At 73.9% G+C, this 25,684-nt stretch carries 20 protein-coding genes and 2 pseudogenes; 10 read left to right on the plus strand and 12 right to left on the minus strand.

Going from position 1 to position 25,684, the window contains the following annotated elements; translation table 11 throughout:
- Both ACWDR0_RS23250 and ACWDR0_RS23255 read right to left on the minus strand, forming a co-directional pair.
- Positions 1-526 (minus strand): recombinase family protein (locus ACWDR0_RS23250; protein WP_456353662.1); only part of this gene is annotated, 526 nt, incomplete at its 3' end.
- Positions 527-591: 65 nt separating this feature from the next.
- A complete protein-coding gene (locus tag ACWDR0_RS23255) occupies positions 592-957 on the minus strand; it encodes a DoxX family protein (protein ID WP_456353663.1) in 366 nt (121 codons plus the stop codon).
- Positions 958-1,017: 60 nt separating this feature from the next.
- Between ACWDR0_RS23255 and ACWDR0_RS23260 the strand changes: the two genes are divergently transcribed.
- Positions 1,018-1,899, plus strand: coding sequence for a LysR family transcriptional regulator (locus tag ACWDR0_RS23260; RefSeq protein ID WP_456353664.1), 882 nt, complete (start codon positions 1,018-1,020; stop codon positions 1,897-1,899).
- Between the two features lie 28 nt (positions 1,900-1,927).
- Here ACWDR0_RS23260 and ACWDR0_RS23265 read toward each other — a convergent pair.
- From ACWDR0_RS23265 to lysA, 5 genes and pseudogenes are all read right to left on the minus strand, one after another.
- Positions 1,928-2,117, minus strand: a pseudogene (locus tag ACWDR0_RS23265) (GyrI-like domain-containing protein); the annotation flags it as partial.
- Between the two features lie 74 nt (positions 2,118-2,191).
- Positions 2,192-2,968, minus strand: coding sequence for a phytanoyl-CoA dioxygenase family protein (locus tag ACWDR0_RS23270; RefSeq protein ID WP_456353703.1), 777 nt, complete (start codon positions 2,966-2,968; stop codon positions 2,192-2,194).
- Positions 2,950-3,205, minus strand: a pseudogene (locus ACWDR0_RS23275) (Tn3 family transposase); the annotation flags it as partial. The pseudogene ACWDR0_RS23275 and the gene ACWDR0_RS23270, both read right to left, overlap by 19 nt.
- A complete protein-coding gene (locus ACWDR0_RS23280) occupies positions 3,202-4,125 on the minus strand; it encodes a LysR family transcriptional regulator (RefSeq protein ID WP_456353665.1) in 924 nt (307 codons plus the stop codon). The gene ACWDR0_RS23280 and the pseudogene ACWDR0_RS23275, both read right to left, overlap by 4 nt.
- A gap of 9 nt (positions 4,126-4,134) precedes the next feature.
- Positions 4,135-5,481, minus strand: a complete 1,347-nt coding sequence (gene lysA, locus ACWDR0_RS23285) for a diaminopimelate decarboxylase (protein WP_456353666.1) — start codon at positions 5,479-5,481, stop codon at positions 4,135-4,137.
- 602 nt (positions 5,482-6,083) lie between these two features.
- On the opposite strand from lysA, the gene ACWDR0_RS23290 reads away from it, so the two are divergent.
- Together ACWDR0_RS23290 and ACWDR0_RS23295 are read left to right on the plus strand one after the other, a co-directional pair.
- A complete protein-coding gene (locus tag ACWDR0_RS23290) occupies positions 6,084-7,484 on the plus strand; it encodes a DUF7507 domain-containing protein (RefSeq protein WP_456353667.1) in 1,401 nt (466 codons plus the stop codon).
- A gap of 285 nt (positions 7,485-7,769) precedes the next feature.
- Entirely contained in the window at positions 7,770-9,083 is a 1,314-nt protein-coding gene (locus ACWDR0_RS23295) for a choice-of-anchor Q domain-containing protein (RefSeq protein WP_456353668.1), read from the plus strand.
- A gap of 64 nt (positions 9,084-9,147) precedes the next feature.
- Here the strand turns inward: ACWDR0_RS23295 and ACWDR0_RS23300 are convergent, their stop codons facing one another.
- The 3 genes from ACWDR0_RS23300 to ACWDR0_RS23310 all read right to left on the minus strand — a co-directional run bounded on the left by ACWDR0_RS23300 (position 9,148) and on the right by ACWDR0_RS23310 (position 12,387).
- Positions 9,148-9,984: an enoyl-CoA hydratase/isomerase family protein gene (locus tag ACWDR0_RS23300; protein ID WP_456353669.1), complete on the minus strand. Its 837-nt coding sequence runs from the start codon at positions 9,982-9,984 to the stop codon at positions 9,148-9,150.
- Positions 9,975-10,853, minus strand: a complete 879-nt coding sequence (locus tag ACWDR0_RS23305; protein WP_456353670.1) for a 3-hydroxyacyl-CoA dehydrogenase family protein — start codon at positions 10,851-10,853, stop codon at positions 9,975-9,977. Before ACWDR0_RS23305 ends, ACWDR0_RS23300 begins: the two co-directional genes overlap by 10 nt.
- A gap of 298 nt (positions 10,854-11,151) precedes the next feature.
- Positions 11,152-12,387: a thiolase family protein gene (locus ACWDR0_RS23310; RefSeq protein WP_456353671.1), complete on the minus strand. Its 1,236-nt coding sequence runs from the start codon at positions 12,385-12,387 to the stop codon at positions 11,152-11,154.
- A gap of 265 nt (positions 12,388-12,652) precedes the next feature.
- Between ACWDR0_RS23310 and paaK the strand changes: the two genes are divergently transcribed.
- Together paaK and ACWDR0_RS23320 are read left to right on the plus strand one after the other, a co-directional pair.
- The gene (gene paaK, locus ACWDR0_RS23315) at positions 12,653-14,032 is read left to right on the plus strand and encodes a phenylacetate--CoA ligase PaaK (RefSeq protein WP_456353672.1); all 1,380 of its coding nucleotides are present in this window, start codon (positions 12,653-12,655) and stop codon (positions 14,030-14,032) included.
- 266 nt (positions 14,033-14,298) lie between these two features.
- Complete coding sequence (locus tag ACWDR0_RS23320; RefSeq protein ID WP_456353673.1) at positions 14,299-15,270, plus strand: AraC-like ligand-binding domain-containing protein; 972 nt, start codon at positions 14,299-14,301, stop codon at positions 15,268-15,270.
- A gap of 115 nt (positions 15,271-15,385) precedes the next feature.
- On the opposite strand, the gene ACWDR0_RS23325 is transcribed toward ACWDR0_RS23320, so the two are convergent.
- Positions 15,386-16,648: an acyl-CoA dehydrogenase family protein gene (locus ACWDR0_RS23325; RefSeq protein WP_456353674.1), complete on the minus strand. Its 1,263-nt coding sequence runs from the start codon at positions 16,646-16,648 to the stop codon at positions 15,386-15,388.
- 77 nt (positions 16,649-16,725) lie between these two features.
- Positions 16,726-18,165, minus strand: a complete 1,440-nt coding sequence (locus tag ACWDR0_RS23330; protein ID WP_456353675.1) for an aldehyde dehydrogenase family protein — start codon at positions 18,163-18,165, stop codon at positions 16,726-16,728.
- Positions 18,166-18,803: 638 nt separating this feature from the next.
- Here ACWDR0_RS23330 and ACWDR0_RS23335 point away from each other — a divergent pair.
- From ACWDR0_RS23335 to ACWDR0_RS23355, 5 genes are all read left to right on the plus strand, one after another.
- On the plus strand, positions 18,804-20,927 hold the full coding sequence (locus ACWDR0_RS23335) for a BTAD domain-containing putative transcriptional regulator (RefSeq protein ID WP_456353676.1): 2,124 nt from the start codon (positions 18,804-18,806) through the stop codon (positions 20,925-20,927).
- Positions 20,928-21,145: 218 nt separating this feature from the next.
- Positions 21,146-22,537 (plus strand): aminotransferase family protein, encoded by a 1,392-nt coding sequence (locus tag ACWDR0_RS23340; protein ID WP_456353677.1) that lies wholly within the window; start codon positions 21,146-21,148, stop codon positions 22,535-22,537.
- A 124-nt stretch (positions 22,538-22,661) separates the two neighbouring features.
- Complete coding sequence (locus tag ACWDR0_RS23345; RefSeq protein WP_456353678.1) at positions 22,662-23,306, plus strand: nitroreductase family protein; 645 nt, start codon at positions 22,662-22,664, stop codon at positions 23,304-23,306.
- A gap of 68 nt (positions 23,307-23,374) precedes the next feature.
- Positions 23,375-24,382: an aldo/keto reductase gene (locus tag ACWDR0_RS23350; RefSeq protein ID WP_456353679.1), complete on the plus strand. Its 1,008-nt coding sequence runs from the start codon at positions 23,375-23,377 to the stop codon at positions 24,380-24,382.
- A 159-nt stretch (positions 24,383-24,541) separates the two neighbouring features.
- Positions 24,542-25,681: an acyl-CoA dehydrogenase gene (locus tag ACWDR0_RS23355; RefSeq protein ID WP_456353680.1), complete on the plus strand. Its 1,140-nt coding sequence runs from the start codon at positions 24,542-24,544 to the stop codon at positions 25,679-25,681.
- Positions 25,682-25,684 lie beyond the last annotated feature (3 nt).

Below are 25,684 nucleotides of genomic sequence, written 5' to 3' on the forward strand. Positions count from 1 at the left end.
GAGCCAACCCGCCGCCGCGACCGGCGCATCCGGGCCGTAGCGCCGGAGGCCGGTCCCGGTGCCGGGCGACGGCACCCCGCGGCCCTCTCCGCCCCGCACCGTGCCCGCACCGCACCGTGCCCGGATCGGGCCGGACCGTACGGCTGCCGTCGCCCGGGCGCCGCGGACGACCCCGCGCGGCAGCCCGGGCCGTCCCGCCCTGCGGGGACACACCCTGCGGGACTCGGCCCTGCGGCCCCGGGCGTTCCGGCCGACGGGCGTTCCGGTACGCGGTGCGCACGTCGAGGATCTGCCCGGTGCCGCGTACGAGGCGGAACATCTCGGAGATGTGGACGGCGTCGCCCGGCCGTGCGTAGGTGAGCAGTTCGCGGAACTTCGGGCGCTGGAGCGGGTGGAGGCGGCTGGAGGTGCCGGGGTCCTCCTCGAAGACGACCGGGTCCTCGATCCCGGCCTCGTCCAGGACGAGGTTCTGCCGGGCGGTGGACTGCTGGTCGGTCGAGACCCGCTTGTAGACCGGGTTCGCCACCGAGGGGCCCTGACCTGTTGCAGCGAAGGCTGAGTGTTCTCATCGAACATTGAGTGGTGCCGCCATCAGGAGGGCATGGTCAATGCCAGCGAGGCGACGGCGGTGGCGAAGTAGAAGCCGGGAAACGCGAGGTTGTAGAGCACACGGGCGCGCAGATGGAAGGCGAGCGCGCCCAGGTAGAGCAGGGCGAGACCGCAGGCTGCGGCGGCGCCGAGGAGGCGCGGTGCGGCGTCGAAGAGGCTGAGGAGGAGACCCGCCGCACCAGCCAGCTTGAGGGCGGCCAGCCAGGGCAGCCAGGATCGGGGAACACCCACCTCCGCTGAGTTGGCCAGCACGAAGCGTGCCCCGGTGAGGTCGGCGGCCGCCATACCGATGTTGATGGCGGCGGTGAGCAGGATGACGACGAGGAGCGCGAGCGGGGTACCGGTCATGTCTTCAGGGTCCGCGGGCAATTCAGCACCGTCCAATACCTGTTTCTATAACCTGCTGGTATGGACCTGGACACGCGCCTGCTTCGGTACTTCGCCGCAGTGGCGGAGGAGGGCAGCTTGACCGGGGCCGCGGAGAGGCTGTTCGTCTCGCAGCCTGCGCTGACCAAGCAGATCCGGCGCCTGGAGGACGGTCTCGGGGTACGGCTCTTCGCGCGTTCGCGGTCAGGGATGGCGCTGACCAAGGCTGGTCGTGAGCTCGCTTCGCGGGTGCCCGCACTGCTGGACGGCTGGGACGAGGCGGTGCAGGCAACCGGCCGAGCGGCGCGGGTGCTGCGTCTGGGCTTCCTGGACGCGGGCGCAGTGGGTGCGGTCCCTGAGGTCATCGCCGAGTTCCGCCGGGCGCGGCCGGAGTGGCGGGTGGAACTGCGGCAGTTCGACTGGTCGGACCCGAGTGCCGGCCTGGCTCGGGGGGAGGTGGATGCGGCAGTGGTGCGTTTGCCGTTTCCGGGACAGGAGAGGTTGACAGTGCGGGAGTTGTTCGTTGAGGAGCGTGGGGTGCTGCTACCAGCCCGGCATCCACTGGCGAACAGCGAGACGGTGGAGTTCCGGGAGCTGTCGGATGAGCCGTTCGTCGCGGCCGGAGCAGAGACCGGAGCCTGGAGGGAGCACTGGCTGGCCGTGGAGGAGCGGGACGGGCACCCCGTCCGGGTCGGCGCGGTCACCAGCCGTCCCGACGAGTGGCTCGGGGCGGTGGCCGGCGGCTGCGTGGCCCTGGCCCCGGCGTCGGTGCCTCGTTTCCACTCCCACCCGGACGTGGTGTTCCGTCCAGTCTCCCGGGTCTCGCCCAGCCGGGTGGGGTTGGCCCGGCCTCGGGGGCGGATGCACGAGGCGGCACTGGATGAGTTGCTGGAGGCCATCGCGCGGCGGCTGAGCTGGAGTTGACGACGGGGCCGACAGAGTGCCGCTGCGCTCAGCAGTGCTCAGGCTCCACGGCCAGCCACAGTTCGGCGTCGACCCTCGGTCTTCTGCGGCGACAGGCGGGTGCGCAGGATCTCAGGGCCGGTGCGGGTGCGGTACGGGTTCGACGGGAACCACTCGGTGAACACGTCCCGCCACAGCTCCTGGATGGCGTGCGGAGCCGGCCCGGAGGTGGTGAAGACCGTTCAGCCGCTCCAGCATGCGGCCTCCTTTCCCTTCTCACGACCACCTTGCCGGCGATGGTCGTGAAGCACGTCTATCGGGCGCTGCGGTCGGTGCCGTCTCCGTCCGGACCGGGAGTGTCCTGTCCCAGCCCCCGGCGGATCGCAATCTCCACGGGTGAGTACACGCCGTCGGCCCGCTCCGGTTCGTACGGTGCTGCCGGCATCAGCGGCGGCTGCGCCATAAAGCGTGGCCGCACCCCATGGTGCGGTTGTGCCGCGTGCACCAGGAACGGATGGCACAGGAAGACGTCGCCCGGGGACCCGGTCGCAAGGGCGAGTGGCCGGTGGTCGGACGCCGCCACCAGATCCGGGGAGAGGGTCGGCCCGCTCGCCCCGTCCTCCCCGTACTTCTCCAACACCTTCGGCACGTCGAGGTGTGAGCCGACCCGGATCCGGGTCGGGGCGTCCTCCTCGCCGACCTCGCTGAACAGGAACAGCATCAGCAGCGCCCGGCCCCGGGAGCGCAGATTCGTGAAGTACCAGCTCTCGCCCTCCGGCAGATAGCTCCCCTCGATGTGCCAGCCCGCGTCGTCCGGCTCCTCCTCGTGGGGAAAGCGCAGCAGGAACGTGCCCAGCGAGTAGCGCGGCTCCCAGCGTCCCGCGCCGACGAGCAGGTCGTACGCGTGCTGCAGGGACGGGGAGTTAGGAGCGGCGGCACACGGTCCCTGAGCCATGCCGCCCACCCAGTGCACGGGCTGCGTCCACGTCGACGGGTCGTCCGGGTCGCAGCCCGTCTCCCGCCACAGCAGCCGCGCACAGTCTGCGGCCACGCGCGGCGCGACGACGCCGGGGGCATCGTGACCCGCCAGAACCGTTGGTCGTCCAGGTCGCGGAAGCGGGGGCTGAAGTTGTAGCTGAGGATCTTGAACAGGGCGAACACCATGTCGGAGTACGAGGGCGTTGTCGGTCGCCGCCATCTCCGGCTTCGCGCCGCCGGCCAGGTTCAGCAGGGCGTCCAGGATGTGCAGGGAGTCACGCGGGGTGCCGGGCACGACCATCTGCCCGATGCCCGCGACCTGGTCATTCACGGCATCCGGTACCGTCAGGTCCACTGCGCCCCCAGCAGCGCCCCGACCTCCTCGGCGGCCGACCGCAGATCCGTCAGGAAGGCTTTCAGCAGGGGGTTCTCATTGGTCCGCCGGGTCGCCACGCCGATCCGGCGGTGCAGCTGCGGATGGTCGAGACGGCATACGTGCACCCCGGCCGTGTCGCCGAGGCCCAGGGCGGGCACCAGGGCGATGCCCATGCCCGCCCGGGCGAGGTTGATGGTCACCTGGTAGTGGTCGCTGCGGCAGCGCACCCGGGGCAGGAAGCCCTCGACGGCGCAGGCCCGCTCCAGGACGGGTTCCCCGCTGCGGCCGCCGCGGGTACCGATCCAGCTCTCCCCCTCCAGGGCCCGCAGCCGGACGACGGACCGCCGTCCGAGGCGGTGCCGCAGCGGCACCACGATCAGCTGGGGTTCGTCGAAGAACATCTCCACGTCGACCGGCGCCGTCCGGCACCAGGGGTCGAGGGGGTGTTCGAAGACGACGACGGCGTCCAGCCGCCCGGCCTCCAGATCGGGCACCAGCTCGTGCGGCTGTCCGAGGATCAGCTCCAGCTCCACATGGGGGCGTCCGGCGGCGAACGAGGAGAGGGCCCGGGGCAGCAGCTCCAGGCCCGCGGAGGCGAAGAACCCGACCCGCAGCACCCCGGCCTCGCCGATCGAATGGCCGCGCAGATCGTCCTGGGCGACGGCCATCAGATCCGCGACGGCCTGGGCGTGTTCGGCCAGTCTCCGGCCCGCCGCGGTCAGCCGCAGGCTCTGCGGGGCGCGCTCCACGAGCGCCACCCCGACTTCCTGCTCCAGTTTGGCGAGCTGGTGGGAGACCGCCGAGGGACTGAGGTGCAGTGCCTCGGCGGCCGCCACGATGGTGCCCTTGCGGGCGATCTCCAGAAGGACCAGCAGACGGCCACTGTTCAGCATCGCGCCAGGTTAGGCGGTGGCCGGACCACGGGCGGCGACCAGGTCCGCCCGGTGTGTTCCCCCGGCCCCGGCCGCCGGTTCGGCGACGTCCAGCCGCAGCAGGTCGTCCTCGGTCTCGCGGCGTACGACGAGACGGGCCTCGCCGTCGCGGACGAAGACCACGGCGGGGCGGGGCAGTTTGTTGTAGTTGGAGGCCATGGCGTAGCCGTACGCCCCGGTGACCGGGGTCGCGAGCAGATCGCCGACCCGGAGGTCGGCGGGGAGGGCGGCGTCGTCGATGATCACGTCGCCGCTCTCGCAGTGCTTGCCCACCAGCCGGGCGCGCAGCGGGCGCGGCGCGTGCGGGGCGCGGGGCAGGAAGGCTTCGTAGCGGCTGGAGTAGAGGGCGGGGCGGAGGTTGTCGCTCATTCCGCCGTCGACGCTGACATAGGTCCGGACGCCCTCGATGCGCTTGACGGTGCCCACCCGGTAGAGGGTGAGTCCGGCCCGGGCGGTGATGGACCGGCCGGGTTCGACGGTCAGTTCGCCGTGCCAGCCCGCTTCCCGGGCGGCGGTCCGTACCCGTACGGCCCACTCGGCGAACTCGGGCACCCGCTGTCCGGACTCATAGGCGACGCCGAGGCCGCCGCCGACGGTGAGTCCGCGGACTCCGGCGGCGGCGGCGAACCGTGCGGTGGCGGCGGCGCCGTCGGCGAGTTCCGCGGCGTCCAGCACCTGGGAGCCGACATGGGCGTGCACGCCCTCCAGGACCATGGCCGGGGAGTTCCGGGCCCGGCGCACGGCGGCGTCCGCGATGCCCCCGGCGAGTCCGAAGCCGAACTTGGAGTCGGTGCCGCCGGTACGGATCGACCGGTGGCCGCCGGCCGCGACACCGGGCGCCACGCGCAGCACCACCCGCAGCGGGGCGAGCCCGGCCGTGGCGTGGAGTCGTTCGATGCGGTCCATCTCGTCGAAGCTGTCGACCACCGTGTGCCGGACTCCGGCGGCGGCCGCGGCAAGGAGTTCGCCCTCGTCCTTGTTGTTTCCGTGGAGCACGATCCGGTCCCCCGGTACGCCCGCGTTCAGGGCCACCCGCAGTTCACCGCCGGACGCGACGTCCAGCAGGAGGCCCTCCTCGTGGGCGAGGCGGGCCATGGCCGTACAGAGGAATGCCTTGGAGGCGTAGGCGACGCTGCCGGGGCCGAAGGCGGCGACCGCCTCCCGGCACCGCTGCCGCAGATGTTCCTCGTCGTACACGAACAGCGGTGTCCCGAACCTGCGCCCCAGTTCGACGAGCGGCACACCGCCGACGGCCAGCCCCGAGGGGCCGTCCGCCGCGGTGCGGGGCAGCAGATCGGACGAGACGGCTGATGACATGGTTCCTCCCCGTGGCCGGACTCCTACACGGTCATCCTCGGCGCTCGCCGGGGGAGGTAAAAGCGCATTCTTCCGAGGGTGAGCATCGATAAACCCGGTGCTTCCGCCGGGCCCCGGCGGGAGGTCGGCGCGGGCCCGCCGGACAGACCGGCCGGGGTGCGGCCGTACGGTACGGGGCTCCGCCGGGCGCTCCTCGTACGACACACCCCGATGTCATCGCGCCGGGCGCGGCCACCACACGGGCGGAGCCGTCACGGAAACACCGGGCGTCAACCCGGCCGCGGTCGATTCACTCTCCGGAGGGATGCGTACGGGAGGCCCGGCGAAGGCTTTCGGCCAGTAAGGAGGCGGTGGCTGCGATCAGGGTGACCGCTGGGGCGGAAGCGGCGCTCCGGAGACCGGCCGGACCCGGAGGCGGGCGCCCCTTCCGGCACACCGGCGGGGAAACCTCTGGCACAAGGTTGACCGAACCCGACCCTTCGTCACTTTACGTATCGATGGGGCGTGCGTTTCGCTACTCACCGTTGCGGATCGTCGTGGCGTACCCCTGGTACGGCCTTCGGCGGTGCCTCGCGACAGCGTCGACTCGAAGGGGAAGAACCATGACCACACCTTCCGCTCCGCTCCGCGTCGCCCTCGTCAACGGCAGTTTCGAAAGCCCCGTCGTCTCCGATATGGCCTTTCTGCCGGACGCCTCCCAGACCCAGGCACCGGGCCGGGTCCCGGGCTGGCTCACCACCGCCTCCGACCACATGATCGAACTGTGGCACTCGGGCTTCCAGGGCGTCCCGTCGGCCGACGGCGCGCAGTTCGCCGAACTCAACGCCAACGAGGTCTCCACGCTCTACCAGGACCTGCCCACCACCCCCGGGACCAAGCTGTACTGGCGGCTCTACCACCGGGGGCGGCAGGGCCGGGACACCATGGCGCTCGACATCGGCGCGCCCGGCGCCGCGGCCGAGCAGCAGCGCTTCACCGACGGCAATACGGCCTGGGGCCGCTACACCGGCGTCTACACCGTCCCGGCGGGACAGAACCTGACGCGTTTCGCGTTCCGCTCCATCTCGGCGGCGGGCGGCAACCGGGGTATCGGCAACTTCCTGGACGGCATCTTCTTCGGCACCGCGCCCACGATCGTCCTGGAGAAGACCGCCGTGCCCATGGGGCCGCTGGAGGTGGGCGACACCCTCACCTACCGCATCACCGCGCGGAACGAGGGCGGCGGAGAGGCCGAGAACCTCGTACTGACCGACGCGGTACCGGAGGGCACCACTTTTGTGCCGGGTTCCCTGCGGATCGTCTCGGGCCCCAACACCGGGGTGAAGACCGACGCCGGGGGCGACGACCAGGGGCAGTACGACGCCGCGGGCGACAGAGTCGTGTTCCGGCTGGGCAACGGCGCCACGGCCGGTCAGGGCGGCAGCCTGCCGAACACGCTCTCCCTCCCGGCGGGCACGACCGTCGAGTACCGGGTCGTCATCGACCGGGCGTCCGGCGGGAAGCAGATCGCCAATACCGCCACCGCCACCTACGAGAACCGGCTCGGGGAGGAGCCGGAACCGCTGACGGCCACCTCCAACGAACAGGTCACCCAGGTCAAGCCGGCCGCCGACCTCGCCGTCACCAAGGCGGCCGACGCGACCACCGTGACCGTCGGGCAGACCGTGACCTACCGGGTCTCGGTGCACAACCGGGGCCCGAACCGGGCGACCGGCGTCACCGTCACCGACCCTCTGCCCGAAGGGCTCGCCTTCCTGTCGGCCAAGGCATCGCCCGGCAACTACGATCCGGCCACCGGGCAGTGGACCGTGGGCGCCCTCGCCGAGGGAGCCACGGCGACGCTCGTGCTCCGCGCCAAGGCCACCCGGCCCGGCTCCGTCGACAACACGGCCACCGCGACGGCCGCCGAGAAGGACCCGGACCCGTCGAACAACACCGACACGGTCACCGTCTGCGTGACACCGGCGCCCTCCTGCTGCGACCCCTGCGCCACGGAGAAGTAACCCGCGCCGCGCCGTGGCCGCGGACCGGAGTGATCCGCGGCCACCGCGTACGGCACCCGCGGGCGGGCCCCGCTCCCCGTCCGCGGGGCCGCCCGCACACAACCTGACAACGCCCGGGACAGCGGCCGGTCCCCCGCCCGACCAGCGCGGACAGCCGGTCCCGTGTCCCGGACGGCGACGCGGTCTTGAACCGCCCCGGCACAGCCCGCAGGCTGACGACCGTCCCGGGCACGGCTCCGCCGCCGTCTTCCCGCCCGGACGACCGCCGAGCATCCTGGAGGACCTGTGAAGCCGTCCGCGGGCAGAGGCCGCACCCTCACGATCCCGCTCGCCGTCCTGCTGATCGCGGCAGCGGGCGCGGCGGCACCCGGGGCGTACGCCGCGGACCGGACGGCCCCGGCGGGGGCCGCCGGGGCCGTTCCGGCGGCCGGGACCACGTACTACGTGGACTCCGTGACCGGAAACGACACCAACAGCGGCACCACGGCGAGCGCGGCCTGGAAAACCCTGGCCCGGGTCAACACCGCGGCTCCGGCCCCCGGGGACACCATCGCGTTCCGCCGCGGCCGGAGCTGGACCGGGTCCCTGCTGCTGACCGCCGCCGGGACCGCGGCGGCGCCCATCACCGTCACCGCGTACGGCGACCCCGCCGCCGCACTGCCGGTGATCGGCGGCCCGGTGACCGACTGCGTCCGCGTCGACGGCTCCCACTGGCGGATCGGCTCCCTGCACGCCGCCGGCTGCCAGTGGGCCGGATTCGAAATCCGCGGCAGTCACAACGTCCTGACGTCGGTCCGGGCCACCGGCAATGTCGCCGGGGTCTCCGTCGCGGACACCGCGCACCACAACACCATCCGCTCCAGCACCCTCGCCGACAACAACAGGATGAGCGTCAACACCCCCGGCGGCTGGGACGACTCGGGAGCCTTCGGCATACTCCTCAACGGCGACGACAACCTCGTGACGCAGAACCTGATCACCGGATCCCGGGCCGTGAGCTACGACTTCGGCCACGACGGCGCCGCGGTGGAGGTCTTCAACGGCGACCGCAACCGCGTCGAGTACAACGTCTCCCGCGACAACGAGACCTTCACCGAACTGGGCAGGGATCCGGGCCGGACCGCCGACGACAACACCTTCGCCTTCAACGCCGTCACCTCCGTCCACCCGGCGAGCGCCTTCCTGGTCACCCGGGGCGCGGGCACCGGTGTCGGCCCCGTCAACGGCACCCGGGCCCTCAACAACTCGGTGAACCTGCCGGGAGCGCAGGCCCAGGGCTGGGTCTGCTACGCGGGCTGCGCCCCGGGCATCCTCACCCTCCGCAACAACGTGATCAAGGCGGGCGGCAAGACCGGCTACGAGGACGGGGCAGGGGCCGACGAGGACAACGGCGTCTATCTCGGAGGCCAGACCCAGTTCCAGCCGGGCCCAGCCTCCGTCCTGGCCGACCCCGGTTTCGTCTCGGCGACCGACCTCCGGCTCACCGCCGGAAGCCCCGCCATCGGCCGGGGCGTACCCGTGGCGTACGCGACCGACCTGGCGGGCGACCCGGTGTCGAGCACCGCACCCGACGCGGGCGCCTACCAGTTCGCGCCCTGACCCGGCCCGCCCCGGAGACCGGCGGCGCGGCCGGTCTCCGGGGAACGGGTCAACGGGGAACTGGTCAGCGGCCCCGGAAGGAGGGCCGTTCCCGGGCGAGGAAGGAGCGGACCGCGTTCCGGTGGTCCGCCGTGCGGCCGAGCCGTTCCTGGGCGGCGGCCTCGCTATCGAGCGCGTCCTCCGGGGCTCCCCGGCCGGCGTCCCGGAGCAACGCCTTGACCTCCGCGTAGGCTGCGGTGGGGCCGTCGGCGAGCCGGCCGGCGAGGGCCAGTCCCGCAGCCGCGGCACCGTGGTCGGGCACCACCTCGTGCACCAGCCCCCATTCCAGGGCCTCCCGGGCGCCGAAGCGGTCGCCGAGGAGCATCAGGGACGCCGCCCTGGACGTCCCCACCGCCCGGACCAGGGAGTGGCTCAGCCCGGTGTCGGCGGCGAGTCCGATCCCGGTGAACGCGGTCGCGAAGCGGGCCCCTTCGGCCGCGACCCGGAGGTCCGCGCAGAGCGCCAGGCCGAGTCCGGCTCCCACACAGGCGCCCTCCACGGCGGCCACCACCACCTGCGGCAGCGCGGAGACCGCCGCCACCAGCGGGTTGTACTCCTCTCGGACGATCGCGAAGGCCCCGTCCGGGTCGGCTGCCAGGGCGCGGGCGTGCTCCGCGAGGTCCTGTCCGACGCAGAAGTGGCGGCCCTCCGCGGTGAGCAGGACGGCACGGACCAGGTCGCCGTCCGCCCGTACCCGTCCGACGGCCGCCAGCAGGGCGCGGCGCAGCGGCGCATCGAGCGCGTTGCCTTCGGCGGGGCGGCGCAGGGTGATGACGGCGACCCTGGATTCCACGGCGTAGCCGACCCGGTCGTCCTCGTCCCGCGTGCCGTCCGGGAGCGGCCCCGCGGTGTTCACGGCCATGGGTAGAACCCCTGTCCGCTCTTGCGGCCGAGTTCGCCGCGGGCGACCTTCCACCGCAGCAGCTCCGGCGGGGCGAAACGCTCGCCGAGCGTGGCGTGCAGATGCTCCGCGATCGCGAGCCGTACATCCAGGCCGACCAGGTCCGTCAGCCGCAGCGGGCCCATCGGATGGCGGTAGCCCAGCCGCATGGCGTCGTCGATGGCCTCCGGCTCGGCCACTCCCTCCTCGACCATCCGGATCGCCTCCAGCCCGAGCGCGACGCCCAGCCGGCTGCTGGCGAAGCCGGGGGAATCCCGGACCACGACGTCCTTCTTGCCCAGGGAGCCGGTCCACTCCAGGGCCGCGCGCACGGTCCCCGGCGCGGTCTCCGGTGCCACCACGATCTCGACCAGTGCCGACGCCGGGACGGGGTTGAAGAAATGCATGCCGAGGAAGCGTCCGGGGCGGGTGAGCGCGGACGCCAGCTCCGTGACGGAGAGGGAGCTGGTGTTGGTCGCGAGGACCGTGTCCGGGCCGACGAAGCGCTCCGCTTCGGCGAGCAGCCGGGCCTTGAGCGCGGCGTCCTCCGGGACGGCCTCCACGACGAGTCCGGCCGCGGCGGGCAGTGCCGACACCGCCTCGACGACGGTGACCCGGCCGAGGATCCGTTCGCGCGGTTCGGTGAGCGCCCCGCGCTCCTCCGCCCGGCGCAGTCCGTCGGCGATGCGTCCGAGCGCGGCTTCCGCCGCTCCGGCGCCGCCTTCGACGACCGTGACGGCCGAGCCCGCGGCGGCGAAGGACTGGGCGATCCCCGCCCCCATCCGGCCGCCGCCGACGACCCCCACAACGGCGGGCGGGGCGCCCTGCCGGTCCTCGCTGTCGGTGCTCATGTCCCGCTCCTCTCCACGGAGCCGCCCGTACCGGCGGTCCCGGTCGCCGTCTCTGCCGTGCCCGGCATCGCCCCGGGCGCCGCCGTCCGTGCATGCGGCGTTGTCACCGCAGCCGTCCGTGCCCGCACTGTTGTCACCGCTGCCGTCCGTGCCCGCGGCGGTGACGATGCCGTCCGTTTCTCCGTCCCGGTTTCCGGCTGCACCGGGACCGCTGTCCGTCCCGTGTCCCGTTGCCGGAAGCAGGCCGTCCGTTCCCTTGTGCCGCGACCCGCCGGGGCCGTCGGGGCCGCCGGTCCTTTCACACCCGCTCCACCAGCATCGCGACGCCCTGGCCCACGCCCACGCAGAGCGTCGCCAGCCCGCGCCGCCCGTCCTCGCGCTCCAGCCGGCCCAGCAAAGTGAGCAGGATCCGGGCGCCCGAACAGCCGAGGGGGTGGCCGAGCGCGATGGCACCGCCGTCCGCGTTGACCCGCTCCTCGTCGAGCTTCAGCCGCCGGATCACCGCGAGCGCCTGGGCGGCGAACGCCTCGTTCAGCTCGACTGCGTCCACGTCCCCGAGCCGCCAGCCGGCCCGGGCCACCGCCTTCTCGGTGGCCGGCACCGGGCCGAGGCCCATCAGCTGGGGCGGGACTCCGGCCGACGCGGAGGTGACGATCCGGGCCCTGGGGGTGAGTCCGTAGCGGCGTACGGCGGCACCGCTCGCGACCACCAGGGCGGCGGCGCCGTCGGAGAGCGGCGAGGCGGAACCGGCGGTGACGATGCCGTCCGGGCGGAAAACGGTCCGCAGCCGGGCGAGCCGCTCCAGGGTGGTGTCGGGACGCGGGCCCTCGTCGTGCCGGACCTCACCGTCCCTTACCGGCACCGCCACCAGTTCGCGGTCGAAGCGGCCGGCCTCCCGGGCCGCGACGGCCCGGCGGTGGCTGCGGAGCGCGAAGGCGTCGGACTCGGCGCGGGTGATGCCGTCGAGCGCGGCGACCTCCTCGGCGGTCTCGCCCATCGACAGGGTGACCCGTACGGTCGCGGGGTCCGCCCCCGCGGGGACCTCCCGGTCCGCGGCGGCGAACCGGGGGTTGGTGAACCGCCAGCCCAGGGAGGTGTCGTGGACCTCCCCCGGCGCGGCCCAGGGCGTGCCCGGCTTCGCCATCACCCAGGGGGCCCGGGTCATGGACTCCACACCGCCCGCCACGACCACCCCGGCCTCGCCCGACCGGACGGCCTGCGCCGCGGACGCCACGGCGGTCAGCCCGGACGCGCAGAGCCGGTTGACGGTGTAGCCGGGCACGGTGTGCGGCAGTCCGGCGAGCAGGACCGCCATCCGGGCCACGTCCCGGTTGTCCTCCCCCGCCTGGTTGGCGGCGCCGAGGATCACCTCGTCCACGGCCTCGCCGGGCACTCCGGCGCGCCGGACCGCCTCGCCGACCACCAGGGCGGCCAGATCGTCCGGGCGTACGGTGGCGAGCGCGCCGCCGTAGCGGCCCTGCGGGGTGCGGGCCCCGTCGATCAGGAAGACGTCGTCGGACGGATCTGGCGCCATGGCTCCACCTCTTGACAGGGAAACGGTACGGCTGGATTACTGGGCGTGCCGCACGCTAACCGAATGTTCGGTCGGGAGACAAGGTGCAGACGCGACAGGGCGCCCGGGTTCCGCGGAGTTCCGGAGGCGGAGCCGCAGACTCCGGGAGGCGCCGGGGCGGGCCGCGCACGCGGGACCGCGGCCGGGACCCCGGGCCGACCGGGCGCGCGACGACCGGCGAACGGTGTGCGGGGCACCACCGGGTACGGAGAGTCGAGGAGACGTGATGAGCAGCGAACCGACGGTCACGGCGGACCCGGCCCGGGGCGGCGGCGGACCGCCGGAGCGGCGGCCCGGGGGCACCGGCCTGCCGCTCCCGCCCGGACTGCTGGACGACGGCGAGCGGCTGACCCGCGAACAGCTCCGGGAGCTCCAGCTCGACCGCCTCCGGGCCACCCTCCGGCACGCCTACGAGAACGTCGAGCTGTACCGGCGCAAGTTCGACGGGGCCGGGGTCCGCCCGGACGACTGCCGTTCCCTCGCCGACCTCGCCCGGTTCCCCTTCACCACCAAAGCGGATCTGCGGGACACCTACCCCTTCGGCATGTTCGCGGTGCCCATGGCCGACGTACGGCGTATCCACGCCTCCAGCGGCACCACCGGGCGTCCCACCGTCGTCGGTTACACCGAGAACGACCTCTCGATGTGGGCCGATGTGATCGCCCGCTCCATCCGGGCCGCCGGCGGCCGCCCCGGACACAAGGTGCACGTGTCGTACGGATACGGCCTCTTCACCGGCGGTCTGGGCGCCCACTACGGGGCGGAGCGCGCCGGATGCACCGTCATCCCGGCCTCGGGCGGGATGACGGCACGGCAGGTGCAGATCATCCAGGACTTCCGCCCCGAGATCATCATGATCACCCCCTCGTACATGCTCACCCTGCTCGACGAGTTCGAGAAGCAGGGCGTCGACCCCCGTACGACCTCCCTGCGCATCGGCATCTTCGGGGCCGAACCCTGGACGGAGGAGATGCGCCGGGAGATCGAGGAACGGGCCGGTATCCATGCCGTCGACATCTACGGGCTCTCCGAGGTGATCGGCCCCGGGGTCGCCCAGGAGTGCGTGGAGACCAAGGACGGACTCCATGTCTGGGAGGACCACTTCTACCCCGAGGTGGTCGATCCGCTCGCGGACACCGTCCTGCCCGACGGCGAGGAGGGCGAACTCGTCTTCACCTCCCTCACCAAGGAGGCCATGCCGGTCATCCGGTACCGCACCCGGGATCTGACCCGGCTGCTCCCCGGGACCGCGCGGCCCGGCTTCCGCCGGATCCGGAAGATCACCGGCCGCTGCGACGACATGATCATCCTGCGCGGGGTGAACGTCTTCCCCAGCCAGATCGAAGAAATCGCCCTCCGCACCCCGGAGGTCGCTCCCCACTTCACCCTCGAACTGACCCGGCGGGGCCGGATGGACCATATGCACATCCGGGTCGAGGCCCGCCCCGGCGCCGGGCCGGCGGCGCGGGCGGCGGCGGCCGCCGCGATCGCGCGGAGCGTCAAGGACGGAGTGGGGATCACCGTCGAGGTCACCGTGGTGGACCCCGGAAGTCTGGAGCGGTCGGTCGGCAAGATCCGCCGGGTGAAGGACCTCCGCGGGGCCTGAGCGGTACGGCGGGTGCCACTGCCCGGGACGCACGGGGTACGGCCGCCACGGCCGGGGACACCCCTCCCCGGGACGGCGGCACCCGCCTCCTGGGCGCGGCGCCCAGCAGGCGCCGCTCCCCCGGACGGCGGCACCCGCTGCCCTGGAGCGCGGCGTTCCGCGGGTGCGCCGTGCTCCGGGGCAGCGCCCCGGGCGGTCCGTTCGGCGGCGCCCCCGGAGCCGTACGGAGCGCCGTGCAGAATGAGCGGGAGGCGAAGGAGGCGGCCATGGCCCCTGTCACGGAGTTCCCCGGGCACGACGACCGCTTCGAGCGGCTGGCCTCCGAGGCGTTCGCCCCGCTGCGGATCCGCCCCGGCCCGGCTCCGGCGGACCGTCCGGCCACCCGCGGCACCCCCGGCACCCTGCGCAGCGCCCGGCCCGGCCGGATCCTGGTCACCCGGATCACCGGTGGCCCCTGCACCGTCGAGCGCCCGCCGTCGCTGATCCGGTCGGGCGATCCCGAGCTGGTGAAGGTGGCCCTGTACGGCGCCGGGCGGGCGGGGGTCGAGCAGGACGGCCGCCAGTGTCTGACGGCCCCCGGCGATCTGGTGGTCTACGAGACGGCGCGCCCCTACGAACTCCGTTTCTGGGATCCGTTCGACCTGATCGTGCTGGCCGTCCCGCGCGCCCTCCTGGGCCCGTACACGGATCCGCTCGCCGCCCGCACCGCTTCCGCCCTGCGGACCGACGGCGGGGGCCGGCGGCTGGCCGCCGCGCTGCTGCGGGACACCGCGAACGATCTGGACGCCTGCTCCGGCAAGGGAGGCCCGTATCTGGCCGACGCCCTGGTCTCGGTCGTCCTGTCGGCCCTGGCCGAGCAGGGCCTGTCCGTACGTCCCTCGGACGACCTCGCCGAACGCATCCTCGGCCACTGTCTGGGGCGGCTGTCCGACCCCCGGCTCTCCCCCGAGTCGGTGGCCCGCGCGCACCACATCTCGGTGCGCTATCTGCACAAGGTGCTCCAGGGGCGCGGTATCTCGCTCGCCGCGTGGATCAGGAGCCGGCGGCTGGAGCGGATCCGCCGGGATCTGGCGGACCCCTCGCTCGCCGGCCGCAGTGTCTCGGTGATCGCCGCCGGGTGGGGCTTCCTCGACGCCGGGCATCTCAGCCGGGCCCTGCGCGCCGCGTACGGGCAGAGCGCCGCCGAGATCCGCCGGGAGGCGGGCCGCGGCACGGCGGACACCTCCGCGGGGCACTGACGGCGGCCTGCCGGGGCACGGCAACACGACGGCCGGGGCGCGGTCCGCCGGGACAGCTGAGAGCGGTCGGCGGGCCCGCCCCGGCCGGGGCGCGGTCCGTCCGGAAACGGCCCGGTCAGCCGGCCGTGCCTCCGGTACGGGTGGTGTCCGGGTCGTAGCCCGGATCCGCGAGCATCACGTGCAGCTGGCGGCGCCGGACCCCCATATTGCCGCCGTCGAACAGCGGGTACACCAGGGTGTCCTGGAGGATCCCGGCGAGCGGGTTCTCGTGGCTGTAGCTCTCCATGCCGACGACCCGCATCAGGTCGGTGACGACCCGTACGGCCGTCTCGGAGCCGAAGACCTTGGCGTGCAGGGCGAGTTCCGCGGCGGCCGGGCTGCCGGTGTCCAGGGCGTGGCAGGCCCGCCAGGACAGGGAGCGCACCGCCTCCATGGCCGACTTGGCGTCCGCCAGGGCGTATCCCACGGCCTGGTGGTCGATGATCGGGACCGCGCCGGACCGGCGCTCGCCGCGGGCGAAGCCGAGCGCGAAGTCGAAGGCCGCGCGCATCTTGGCCAGCGCGAAGACCCCGACCAGCGCCGCCGTGGGCAGGAAGCTGCCCGCTACGATCGCCCGTCCGCCGCCCGGGGCGCCCAGCACGTTCTCCCGGGGTACGCGGACGTCCCGCAGGGTGATCTGCGGTGTCTGGTGGGCCCGGTGGCCGAGCAGGTCCAGGCTGGTGTCGAGGGTCAGCCCGGTCACCGGGCCGGGCACCAGGATCACCGAGAGCGCCGCATCGGGTGTCGCCTCGGGGTCCGTGCGGCAGACCACGGCCAGCAGATCCGGGCCGCGGCCGTCCCAGCCGCCCGCGCTGGACACCCATCGCTTGGAGCCGTTGAGGACCCACTCGCCGCGCTTCTCGTCGAGGACCGCGGTGGTCCGTACGCCCTCCGCGGGTGCGGGGGCGTCGTAGTTGGCGCTGCCGCCGGGCTCGCTGAAGGCGAAGGCGGCGAGCGGCGCGCCGGAGGTCTCCAGGAAGCGGCCGAAGTGCCGTTCCACCTGCTCCGGCGAGCCCGCGGTCATCAGTGGGGTGAGCCCGAGCGTGACGGCGAAGAGGGTGAGGGACACATTGGCGTCGACGGCGGTGAACTCCTCCGCCACCAGGGCGAAGTCGACCATGCCCCGGCCGTCCCCGCCGAGCGGTCCGGGCAGGATCCGGCGGAGCCAGCCCTCGGCCACCGTCTGCTCGTAGAAGGGCCGGGTGGCCCGCCAGCGCTCCCCGGGGTCGCTCACCGCCCTGGTGGCGGGGCCGACTCCGGAGAGACAGCGCTGCGCGAACTCGCGTGCCTGGGCGCGGAGTTCCCGCTGCTCGGGGGTGAGGGTGAAATCGATGGCCATGCGGATGCTCCTCGCTGGACACCGCGGTGCCGGTGCCCTGAGCACCGGCACCGCGGGGGAATGAGTGCCTTCGGACGTCAGATGTGGCTGGTCCAGATGCTCTTGACCTCGGTGTACGCCGCGACGGCCTCCCAGCCCATCTCGCGGCCGAGGCCCGAGGACTTGGTGCCGCCCCAGGCCGCGGCCGCGTCCAGGCCCTGCATCATGTTGATCCACACGGTGCCGGCCTTCACCCGGCGGGCAAGCCGGTTGGCGGTGGCGATGTCCCGGGACCAGACCGAGGCGGCCAGCCCGTACTCGGAGTCGTTGGCCAGACCGGCCAGTTCGTCGGGGTCCTCGTACGGCAGTACGGCGAGCACCGGCCCGAAGATCTCCTCCCGGGCGATCCGCATGGACTGCCGGACTCCGGCGAAGACGGCCGGTTCGTGGAAGAAGCCGCCGCTCAGCTCGCCGCCGGGGCGGCCGCCGCCGGTCAGCAGTTCGGCTCCCTCCGCCCGGCCGAGGGCCACATAGCGCGCGGTCTGCTCGACCTGCTCGGCGGAGACCAGCGGGCCGAGCTGGGTGGCCGGGTCGAGACCGTCGCCCAGCTTCAGGCCCGCCGCCGCCCCGGCGAGCTTCTCCGCGAACTCGTCGTGCCGCCGGGCGTCCACGTAGAACCGGGTGTACGCGGCGCACACCTGGCCCGAGTTGAGCAGCCCGCCCAGCAGATTGCCCCGTACCGCGGCGTCGATATCGGCGTCCGCGGCGATGACGCTGGGCGCCTTGCCGCCCAGCTCCAGCGAGACCTTCTTCAGCGACCTGCCGCATTCGGCGCCGATCTCCCGGCCGACGGCGGTGGAGCCGGTGAAGGAGATCTTCTTCACCAGCGGATGGCGGACCAGCGCCCGGCCGGTCTCCGGGCCGCCGGTGACCACGTTGACCACCCCCGCGGGCACTCCGGCCCGCTCGATCAGCTCGGCGAGCCGCAGGGTGGAGAGCGGGGTCTGCTCGGCGGGCTTGACGACCACGGTGTTGCCGGTGGCGAGGGCGGGCGCGAGCTTCCACACCAGGATCATCAGCGGGAAGTTCCAGGGGGTGATCAGCCCGCAGACGCCCAGCGGCTCGCGTACGGTCCGGTGGTCCGCGTCCGGCACCGAGAGCGGCGAAGACACCCCGGTGATCTTGGTGACCCAGCCGGCGTAGTAGCGGAAGTGCTCGACCGCGTTGGGCACCGAGAACCCGGCGCTGACGCCGAGCGGCTGTCCCTGGTCCAGGGTCTCCAGCCGGGCCAGTTCGTCCGCGTGCTCCTCCAGCAGATCGGCCACCCGCAGCAGCAGCCGGGCGCGCGCCGCCGGGAGCAGCCCGCCCCACCCCGGGGATTCGAAGGCCTCGGCCGCGGCCCGTACGGCCGCGTCCACGTCCGACTCCGTCGCCTCCGGCAGTTCCGCGAGGACCCGGCCGGTGGCGGGATTGAAGGTGGGGAAGGGGGTGCCGCTTCCCGCGGTCCATTCGCCGCCGATGAGCATGTCGGTGCGCATAGCTGTCGCTCCTCCGGATGGGGTCCGCGCGGATCCGCGTGGGGTGTGCACGGGGTGTGCCGATGGGGCGGGAATCTAGGCCGGGCTCCCCGGGTCCGGTTCGCCACCGGGCGCACGGGCAGTCGCCGGTCCGCGCACCCTCCCCGGTGACGGCGCCGGACCGGGACACGGCGCCCGTCCGGCGGACCGGCCCCGTGTGTCCGGCGGACCGCCCGCCGCATCCCTCGGGCCCGCGCAAGCAGCCCGGCCGGAGCGAACCCGGCCCGCCCGCCGTGCCCCCCGGCCCGTACGCCGTGTCCTCCCGCCCGTACGCCCACGCGGGCGGCACCACGGCTACGGCAGCGCCCGTACTCCTGCGCACCGGCCCGCACTCCCTCCCCGGAGTGCGCGCCGTACCCCACCCCTCGCGCGCCGTGCGCGTCGGCCGCGCGCCGTCGGCCACGGGGATTCGCTTCGGCCGGGCCAGACCGGCCCGGCGCCGCTGCCGCATGCCGCGGGCCGGGGGGAATGAAGGGCACCAAAGGCCCCGGAGGGCGTCCGGCCCCCGCTCGCCTACCGAGCACCGGACCGCCGCCGGTCGCCGCGCGGCACCACCCCGGCCGCACCCCACCGGCCATGAACCGACGATCGGAAACACCGTGCACGAGTCGAGTTGCGAGGCCCGCCCCGACCTCCCCGGGGGCTCGGGCCCGCCCCCTTCCATCACCGTTCTGGGCCGGCTGGCCGTTCGCGCCGGCGGCCGGCGGGTCGAGCTGGGCCCGCCGCGCCAGCGCGCCGTCTTCGCCCTGCTGCTCATCAACGCGGGCAGTGTGGTGCCGGTCGAATCCCTGGTGGACCGGATCTGGGGCGACGCGCCGCCCGGCGCCGCCGTGGCGACCCTGCAGTCCTATGTGTCGCGGCTGCGCAGACTCCTCGGCGGCTGTGTCCTGCCCGACGGCTCCACACCCGCGCTCCGCTACCGGCAGCCCGGTTACACCCTCGGGCTGGCCGGTGAGCACACCGACGCCCACCGCTTCGAGCGGGCCGCCGAGCTGGGCGCCCGGCTGTCGCGCCAGGAGCGCCATCAGGAGGCGTACACCGTGCTGTGCCGGGCCCTGTTCCACTGGAGCGGTACGCCCTACGAGGAGCTGAGCGCGTACGACTTCGCCCTCCAGGAGGCCAACCGGCTGGAACAGGTCCGGCTCGGCGCGGTGGAGACCTGGGCGCGCTGCTGTCTGGAACTGGGGCGCGACGAGGAGGTCGTGCACCGGCTGAAGCCCGAGGCGGAGCGCAATCCGCTGCGCGAGCGGCTGATCGGCCGGCTGATGCAGGCCCAGTACCGGCTGGGCTGCCAGGCGGACGCGCTCAGGACGTACGAGGAGACCCGGGGTGTCCTCGCCGAGGAACTCGGTACCGACCCCGGGCGGGAGCTGGCCGCGCTGCACGCGGCGATCCTCCGCCAGGACACCGGGCTGGACCCCGCGTGCGCGGCCGCCCCGGCGCGGCCGGCTCCGGCCGCGGGCCCCGGCCCGGTGGCCGTCGCCGCCCCCGGGCCCGTAGTGATCCACCGGCCGCCGTCCGTCCGGGTGGCGCAGGCCCCGGCCCCCGCCCGGCCGGTCCCGCGGGGAACCAGACCCGCCCGCCCGGTCCCCGGCCCCCCGCCGTTCGTCGGACGCGACGACGAACTGCGCCGGCTGCTGGAATCCGCGACGGGTGCCTTCGCAAGCTCCGGGCGGGCGGTGCTCGTCGTGGGCGAGGCGGGCAGCGGCAAAACCCGTCTCCTCGCGGAGCTGGAACGTTCGGTGCCGGCCGGGGTGCCCACCGTCTGGGCATCGTGTTCGGAGAGCGAGGACCGGCCCGACTACTGGCCCTGGACGACCCTGTTGCGGAATCTGTACGCGCTCCGGCCGGAGCGCCTGCGCCGGCTCCCCGTACGGCTGCGCCGGCCGCTCGCCCGGCTGCTGCCCGAAGTCGCCCCCGAGCCGCCCGGTGCCCGCGACCCCGCGCCGGGCGCGCACCCGTCCTCCCGGAGTGCACGTTTCACCCTGCACGACGCCGTCTGCCAGGCGCTGCTGCGGACCGTACGGGAGCCCACGGTGATCGTGCTGGAGGACATGCACCGCGCGGACGCCCCCTCACTCGCCCTGCTGCGCTTCGTCACGGAGCATCTGCGCACCGTCCCGCTGCTCCTCGTGGTCACCACCCGGGCCTTCCAGCTCTCGTACGACGCCGGGCTGCGGCGGGCCGCCGCCGTGGTGCTCCAGTCGGCGGACGCCCTCAGCCTCCGGCTGACCACCCTGGATCTGAGGGTCACCACGGAACTCGCCCGGGGAGTCCTGGGCCGGACCCCGGATCCGCTCCTGGTCCGGACCCTGCACAGCCGCTCGGCGGGCAATCCGTACTTCCTGGTCCACCTTCTCCGCTCGCTCGTACCCGGGCGGCCCCGGACCTGGGAGGCGGAGATCCCGGACGAACTGGCCGGGGTGGTGCTCCAGCGGCTGTCCGGTGTCCCCGCGGGCGTCCGGCGGGTGCTCGGTATCTGCGCGGTCGTGGAGGGCGTCTGCGAACGGGACGCGGTGGAGGCCGTGATGCGCCGGGAGGGCATTCCCCCCGAATGCCTGCTGATGGCCGTCCACGGCGGGCTGCTGCGCAGCGACCCCGCCGGGCCCGGACTGCTGCGGTTCACCCATCCGCTGGTCCGGGAGGCGGTCTGCTACGGCATGGACAACGCGCTGCAGCCCGCGGCCCCCGCCGCGGCCCCCGGGGTGCTGGCCACGGGCTGACCCGGCCCGGCGGGCAGACCGCTTGCAGACCGCTTGACGGCGCCTGCCCCCGCGGCGCCAGCGGGCGGCAACCCGTGCTTGCGAGACTGCCCGGCATCCGGCAGTCGTCCGGGCGCCACCGCGGACACCCGCGCCCCGCGGGGCCGTTCGCCGGACGGGCGCGGGCGCGCCACGGGCCTTCCGGCGCGCCGCAGGACCTTCCGCAAAGGAGCTCGCGCATGCTCACAGAACCGGCGGCACCGCCCCCCGGCCCCGACCGGACGGACCGTTGGGTCCGGGCCGACCGCGACCGGCTCGTCCACCCCAATCTGCCCGCCGCCGTGGCGGAGCGCACCGTCATGGTCGAGGGCCGCGGATGCTATGTCCGCGACAGTACCGGGCGGCGTTATCTGGACGCCGCGGCGGTACTCGGGATGGTGCAGGTGGGCCACGGCCGGAGCGAGATCGTGGCGGCCGCCGCGGCCCAGATGGGCACCCTGGAGTGCTTCCACCTCTGGGAGTCCATGACCAACGACAAGGCCGTGGAACTGGCCGTACGGCTGACGGATCTCGCCCCGGCCGGTCTGGACCGGGTGTTCTTCACCAGCGGCGGGGCGGAGGGCAACGAGATCGCCCTGCGGATGGCCCGCTTCTACCACCACCGGCGGGGCGAGCCCGAGCGGACCTGGATCCTGTCGCGCCGGACGGCCTACCACGGCATCGCCTACGGCGCCGGCAGCGTCTCGGGCCTCCCGGTGCAGCACGAGGGCTTCGGCCCCCTGCTGCCGCACGTCCACCACCTCACGCCGCCGGACCCGTACCGGGCCGCCGACCACGGGGGCGGCGACGTCACCGAGTTCTGTCTCCGCGAACTGCGGGAGACCATCGAGCGGATCGGCCCGGGCCGGATCGCGGCGATGATCGGCGAACCGGTCATGAGCGTCGGTGGCGCGGTCGTCCCGCCCCCGGACTACTGGCCCCGGGTCGCCGAACTGCTCCGCTCCCACGGCATCCTGCTGATCCTCGACGAGGTGGTCACGGCCTACGGCCGCACCGGGCACTGGTTTGCGGCCGAACACTTCGGGGTACGGCCCGATCTGCTGGTCACCGCGAAGGGCCTCACCTCCGGCTATGTCCCGCACGGAGCGGTGCTGGTCACCACGGACGTCGCCGACACGGTCACCGGCGCCACGGGCTTCCCCATCGGGTTCACCTACACCGGGCACCCCACGGCCTGCGCGGTCGCGCTGGCCAACCTCGACCTCATCGAACGGGAGAAGCTCCTCGACAACGCGGTGACGACCGGTGGCTACCTGGGCGAACGGCTGGCGCCGCTCCTCGACCTCCCGGTCGTCGGCGACATCCGCCGGATCGGTCTGATGCTGGGCATCGAACTGGCCGCCGACCGGGAGACCAGGACCCCGCTGCCCACCGGTACGGCGCCGGTGGCCCGGGCCCTGCGGGAGGACGCGGGCATCCTGCTCCGCGGCAATCCCCGTGCCCTGCTCGTCAATCCGCCGCTGGTCCTGGACCGGGCGGCGGCGGACGAACTGGCCGACGGACTGCTCGCGGTCCTCTCCCGCACGGACCCCGACGGCAGGATCCGCCCGGCGGCCGCCGCCGTGCGGTAGCGGCGCCGCCGTGCAGTAGAGCCGTCGCCCGTGTAGTGGAGCCGCCGCCGTCCGGTAGCACCGTCGCCGTCCGGTAGAGCCGCAGCCCCAGGCCGTATCCCGCCCAGCACCGGAGGACCGCCCCGTGCCGACCCTGGACCTCACCCCCGACGAACTCCTCACCACCACCCGTTCCGTACGCCGCCGGCTCGACCTGAACCGGCCGGTGCCCCTGGAGCTGATCCGGGAGTGCCTCGACATCGCCCTCCAGGCGCCGTCCGGCAGCAACCGGCAGAGCTGGCACTGGATCGTCGTCACGGACGCCGCGCAGCGCGCCGCGATCGGCGGCTACTACCGCCGCGCGGTACGGGCCTACCTGCGGTCCGAGGGCACCTGCGGATCGCTGTTCCCCGAGGATCCCGAGCGCCATGCGGTGCAGCGCCGCATCGGCGCGGGCGTGGAGTACCTCGGCGAGCACATGGACCGGGTGCCCGTCCTGGTCGTGCCCTGTCTCGATGTCAGCGAGACCCCGGAGTACAACGAGGCCGGCAAGTGGGGCTCCATCATCCAGGCCGCGTGGAGCTACATGCTGGCCGCCAGGGCCCGCCGGCTCGGGACGGCCTGGACCACCCTGCATCTGATGTACGAGAAGGAGGTCGCCGAGGTACTCGGCCTGCCGGACGGCGTCCTCCAGGCGGCGCTGATCCCCACGGCGTACTCCGTGGGAACGGACTTCAGGCCCGCCCCGCGGCTACCGCTGGACCGGGTGCTGCACCTCGACACCTGGTGACTCCCGCGCCGCCCGAAGGCCGTCCCCCGCCCACCCTGCCCACCCCGCCGCAAGGAGCGACAGAACCCATGAGGAAGGACGACGGCCGGCCGCTGCCGGTGCGCCGGCTCGCCGGTCTGGAGGTCCCCGCACCGGGGCTCGGCTGTCTCAGCATGACCTCCTTCTACGCTCGGGCCGACCCCGCCGAGGCGGTGGCCACCGTGCACCGGGCCGTCGACCGGGGCGTCGTCCTGCTGGACACCGCGGACGTCCAGGGGCTCGGGGAGGGGGAGCGACTGCTCGGCAGGGCCGTCAGGGGGCGGCGGGACCGGGTGCTGATCTCCACCAAGGTCGGTCTGGAGCGCGACCGGGCGGGGAACTTCCTGGGCGTCCGCGGCGACCGGGCCTATATCCGGGAGCGCTGCCACGGCTCGCTGCGCCGGCTCGGCGTCGACCATCTGGACTTCTACGTCAAGCACTGGGCGGCTCCCGGCGAACGGATCGAGGAGGCGGTCGGTGCCGTGGCGGAGCTGATCGCCGAGGGGAAGGTCCGCCGGCTCTGTCTGTCCGAGGTGTCGGCGGAGACCGTCCGCCGGGCGCACGCGGTACACCCCGTCACCGCCGTTCAGAGCGAATGGTCGCTCTGGAGCCGGGACATCGAGTCCGGGGTGCTGCCGGTCTGCCGGGAGCTGGGCATCGGCATCATCGCGTCCTGCCCGCTCGGGCGCGGCTTTCTGACCGGCCGGATCGGCTCGGCCGCCGACCTCGGCCCGGCGGAGGACTTCCGGCACGGACTGCCCCGTTTCGCGGAACCCGCGCTGCGCCGGAACCAGGGGATCGTGGCGGCCCTGCGGCCTCTCGCCGGGCGGCACGGGCTGACCCCCGCCCAGCTCGCCCTGGCCTGGCTGCTCCACCAGGGCGACGACGTGCTGCCGATCCCGGGCACCGGCCGCCGGGACCATCTGGCGGAGAACCTCGCGGCCGCGGCGGCCCGGCTCACGGCGGCGGACCTGGCGGCCGTGGCGGCCGCGGTACCCGCCGGGTCCGTCCACGGCGACCGCTACCCGCCGGGGCTGATGCGGCTCGTCGGCAACTGAGCCGTACCGCCCGGGTACCCGCCGCACGGGCCGTCCCGGCGCCGGTCCCGGACCCCCGGAACCGTCCCCCTCCGGCACCGGAACCGGCGGCGGGCCCGAACCCGGACCCGGACCCGGACCCGGACCCGGAACGACACCGGAAGAGAGATACGAGAGAGCGTGAAGTTCCTTCAACCCGACCTCGACGTCTGCGAACGGCTTCTCCCCGGCCTGGCCGACCGCCTCGCCGACGTGCCCTTCGAGCGGCTGGAATCCCCGGAGAGCCCCGCGCTCTCGCTGTTCAAGGAGTACGGCGGCACCAATCTCCTGATCCCCCGCGACCACGGCGGGCTCGGCGCCTCCGCGCTGGAGGCGGTCCGGGTGATCCGGGCGCTGGGGTCGCTGGCACCGTCCCTGGCGGTGGCGACCGCGATGCACCACTTCTCGGTCGGTGTGCTGTTCTCCGTCGGCCCGCTCTGCGCCGGCGGCAGCACCATCCGCACCTCGGTACTCGACTCGGTGGCGGCCAACCGGTCGCTGATCGCCTCGGGTTACGCGGAGGGCCGCTCGGGGCACGGGATCCTCAGCCCGACCGTCGAGGCCCGGGAGACCACCGGCGGCTATCTCGTCAGCGGCGCCAAGAAACCGTGCAGTCTGTCCCGCTCGATGGACCTGCTCACCGCGAGCGTCGCCGTACGCGGACGGGACGGCGGCACCGGGATGGGTCTGCTGGTGCTGCCCGCGGACACCCCGGGCATCTCCGTGCACGACTTCTGGTCGACCTTCCCGCTGGCCGCCGCGGAGAGCCACGAGGTCCGTCTCACCGAGGTGTTCGCCACCGACGAGCACATCCTGCGCGCGCCCGCGGACGCGGCGGAGCGGCTGGACCAGCTCAACGAGGCGGGCGTCACCTGGTTCCAGATGATCATCGCGGCCTCGTACACCGGGGTGGCCAGCGCGCTGGTCCGGCAGGTCCTGGGGGACCGGCGCGGATCGGCGGCGGAGCGGGCCCGGCTCTGTCTGCTGATCGAATCGGCGGCGGCCCTGGTGGAGGGGGTCGCCCGGCGGATCACGGACGGCGAACTCGGCAACGACTGTGCCGCGGCCGCCCTGTTCACCCGGTACTCCGTCCAGGACATCATCGGCGAGACCGTCCGCCGGGCCGTGGAGCTGCTGGGCGGCATGGCCTTTGTGACCTCCCCCCGGATCGCCCTCCTCGCCTCGGCCGCGCAGGCCCTCGTCTTCCACCCCCCGTCGCGGGCGAGCATGGGCGAGGCGGTCGTCGACTACTACACCGGCAAGCCGCTGTTCTTCAGCTAGGCC

This window comes from Streptomyces sp. NPDC003691, from assembly GCF_053981115.1.

What these genes read in the sequence shown, in the direction of transcription:
- ACWDR0_RS23255 (WP_456353663.1), bottom strand. Translation starts at nt 957, where the DNA reads ATGACCGGTACCCCGCTCGCGCTCCTCGTCGTCATCCTGCTCACCGCC.
- ACWDR0_RS23330 (WP_456353675.1), bottom strand. Translation starts at nt 18,165, where the DNA reads ATGCGCACCGACATGCTCATCGGCGGCGAATGGACCGCGGGAAGCGGC.
- ACWDR0_RS23300 (WP_456353669.1), bottom strand. Translation starts at nt 9,984, where the DNA reads ATGGCCGTGAACACCGCGGGGCCGCTCCCGGACGGCACGCGGGACGAG.
- ACWDR0_RS23325 (WP_456353674.1), bottom strand. Translation starts at nt 16,648, where the DNA reads ATGGCCATCGATTTCACCCTCACCCCCGAGCAGCGGGAACTCCGCGCC.
- ACWDR0_RS23340 (WP_456353677.1), top strand. Translation starts at nt 21,146, where the DNA reads ATGCTCACAGAACCGGCGGCACCGCCCCCCGGCCCCGACCGGACGGAC.
- ACWDR0_RS23290 (WP_456353667.1), top strand. Translation starts at nt 6,084, where the DNA reads ATGACCACACCTTCCGCTCCGCTCCGCGTCGCCCTCGTCAACGGCAGT.
- lysA (WP_456353666.1), bottom strand. Translation starts at nt 5,481, where the DNA reads ATGTCATCAGCCGTCTCGTCCGATCTGCTGCCCCGCACCGCGGCGGAC.
- ACWDR0_RS23320 (WP_456353673.1), top strand. Translation starts at nt 14,299, where the DNA reads ATGGCCCCTGTCACGGAGTTCCCCGGGCACGACGACCGCTTCGAGCGG.
- ACWDR0_RS23350 (WP_456353679.1), top strand. Translation starts at nt 23,375, where the DNA reads ATGAGGAAGGACGACGGCCGGCCGCTGCCGGTGCGCCGGCTCGCCGGT.
- paaK (WP_456353672.1), top strand. Translation starts at nt 12,653, where the DNA reads ATGAGCAGCGAACCGACGGTCACGGCGGACCCGGCCCGGGGCGGCGGC.
- ACWDR0_RS23310 (WP_456353671.1), bottom strand. Translation starts at nt 12,387, where the DNA reads ATGGCGCCAGATCCGTCCGACGACGTCTTCCTGATCGACGGGGCCCGC.
- ACWDR0_RS23260 (WP_456353664.1), top strand. Translation starts at nt 1,018, where the DNA reads ATGGACCTGGACACGCGCCTGCTTCGGTACTTCGCCGCAGTGGCGGAG.
- ACWDR0_RS23280 (WP_456353665.1), bottom strand. Translation starts at nt 4,125, where the DNA reads ATGCTGAACAGTGGCCGTCTGCTGGTCCTTCTGGAGATCGCCCGCAAG.
- ACWDR0_RS23305 (WP_456353670.1), bottom strand. Translation starts at nt 10,853, where the DNA reads ATGAGCACCGACAGCGAGGACCGGCAGGGCGCCCCGCCCGCCGTTGTG.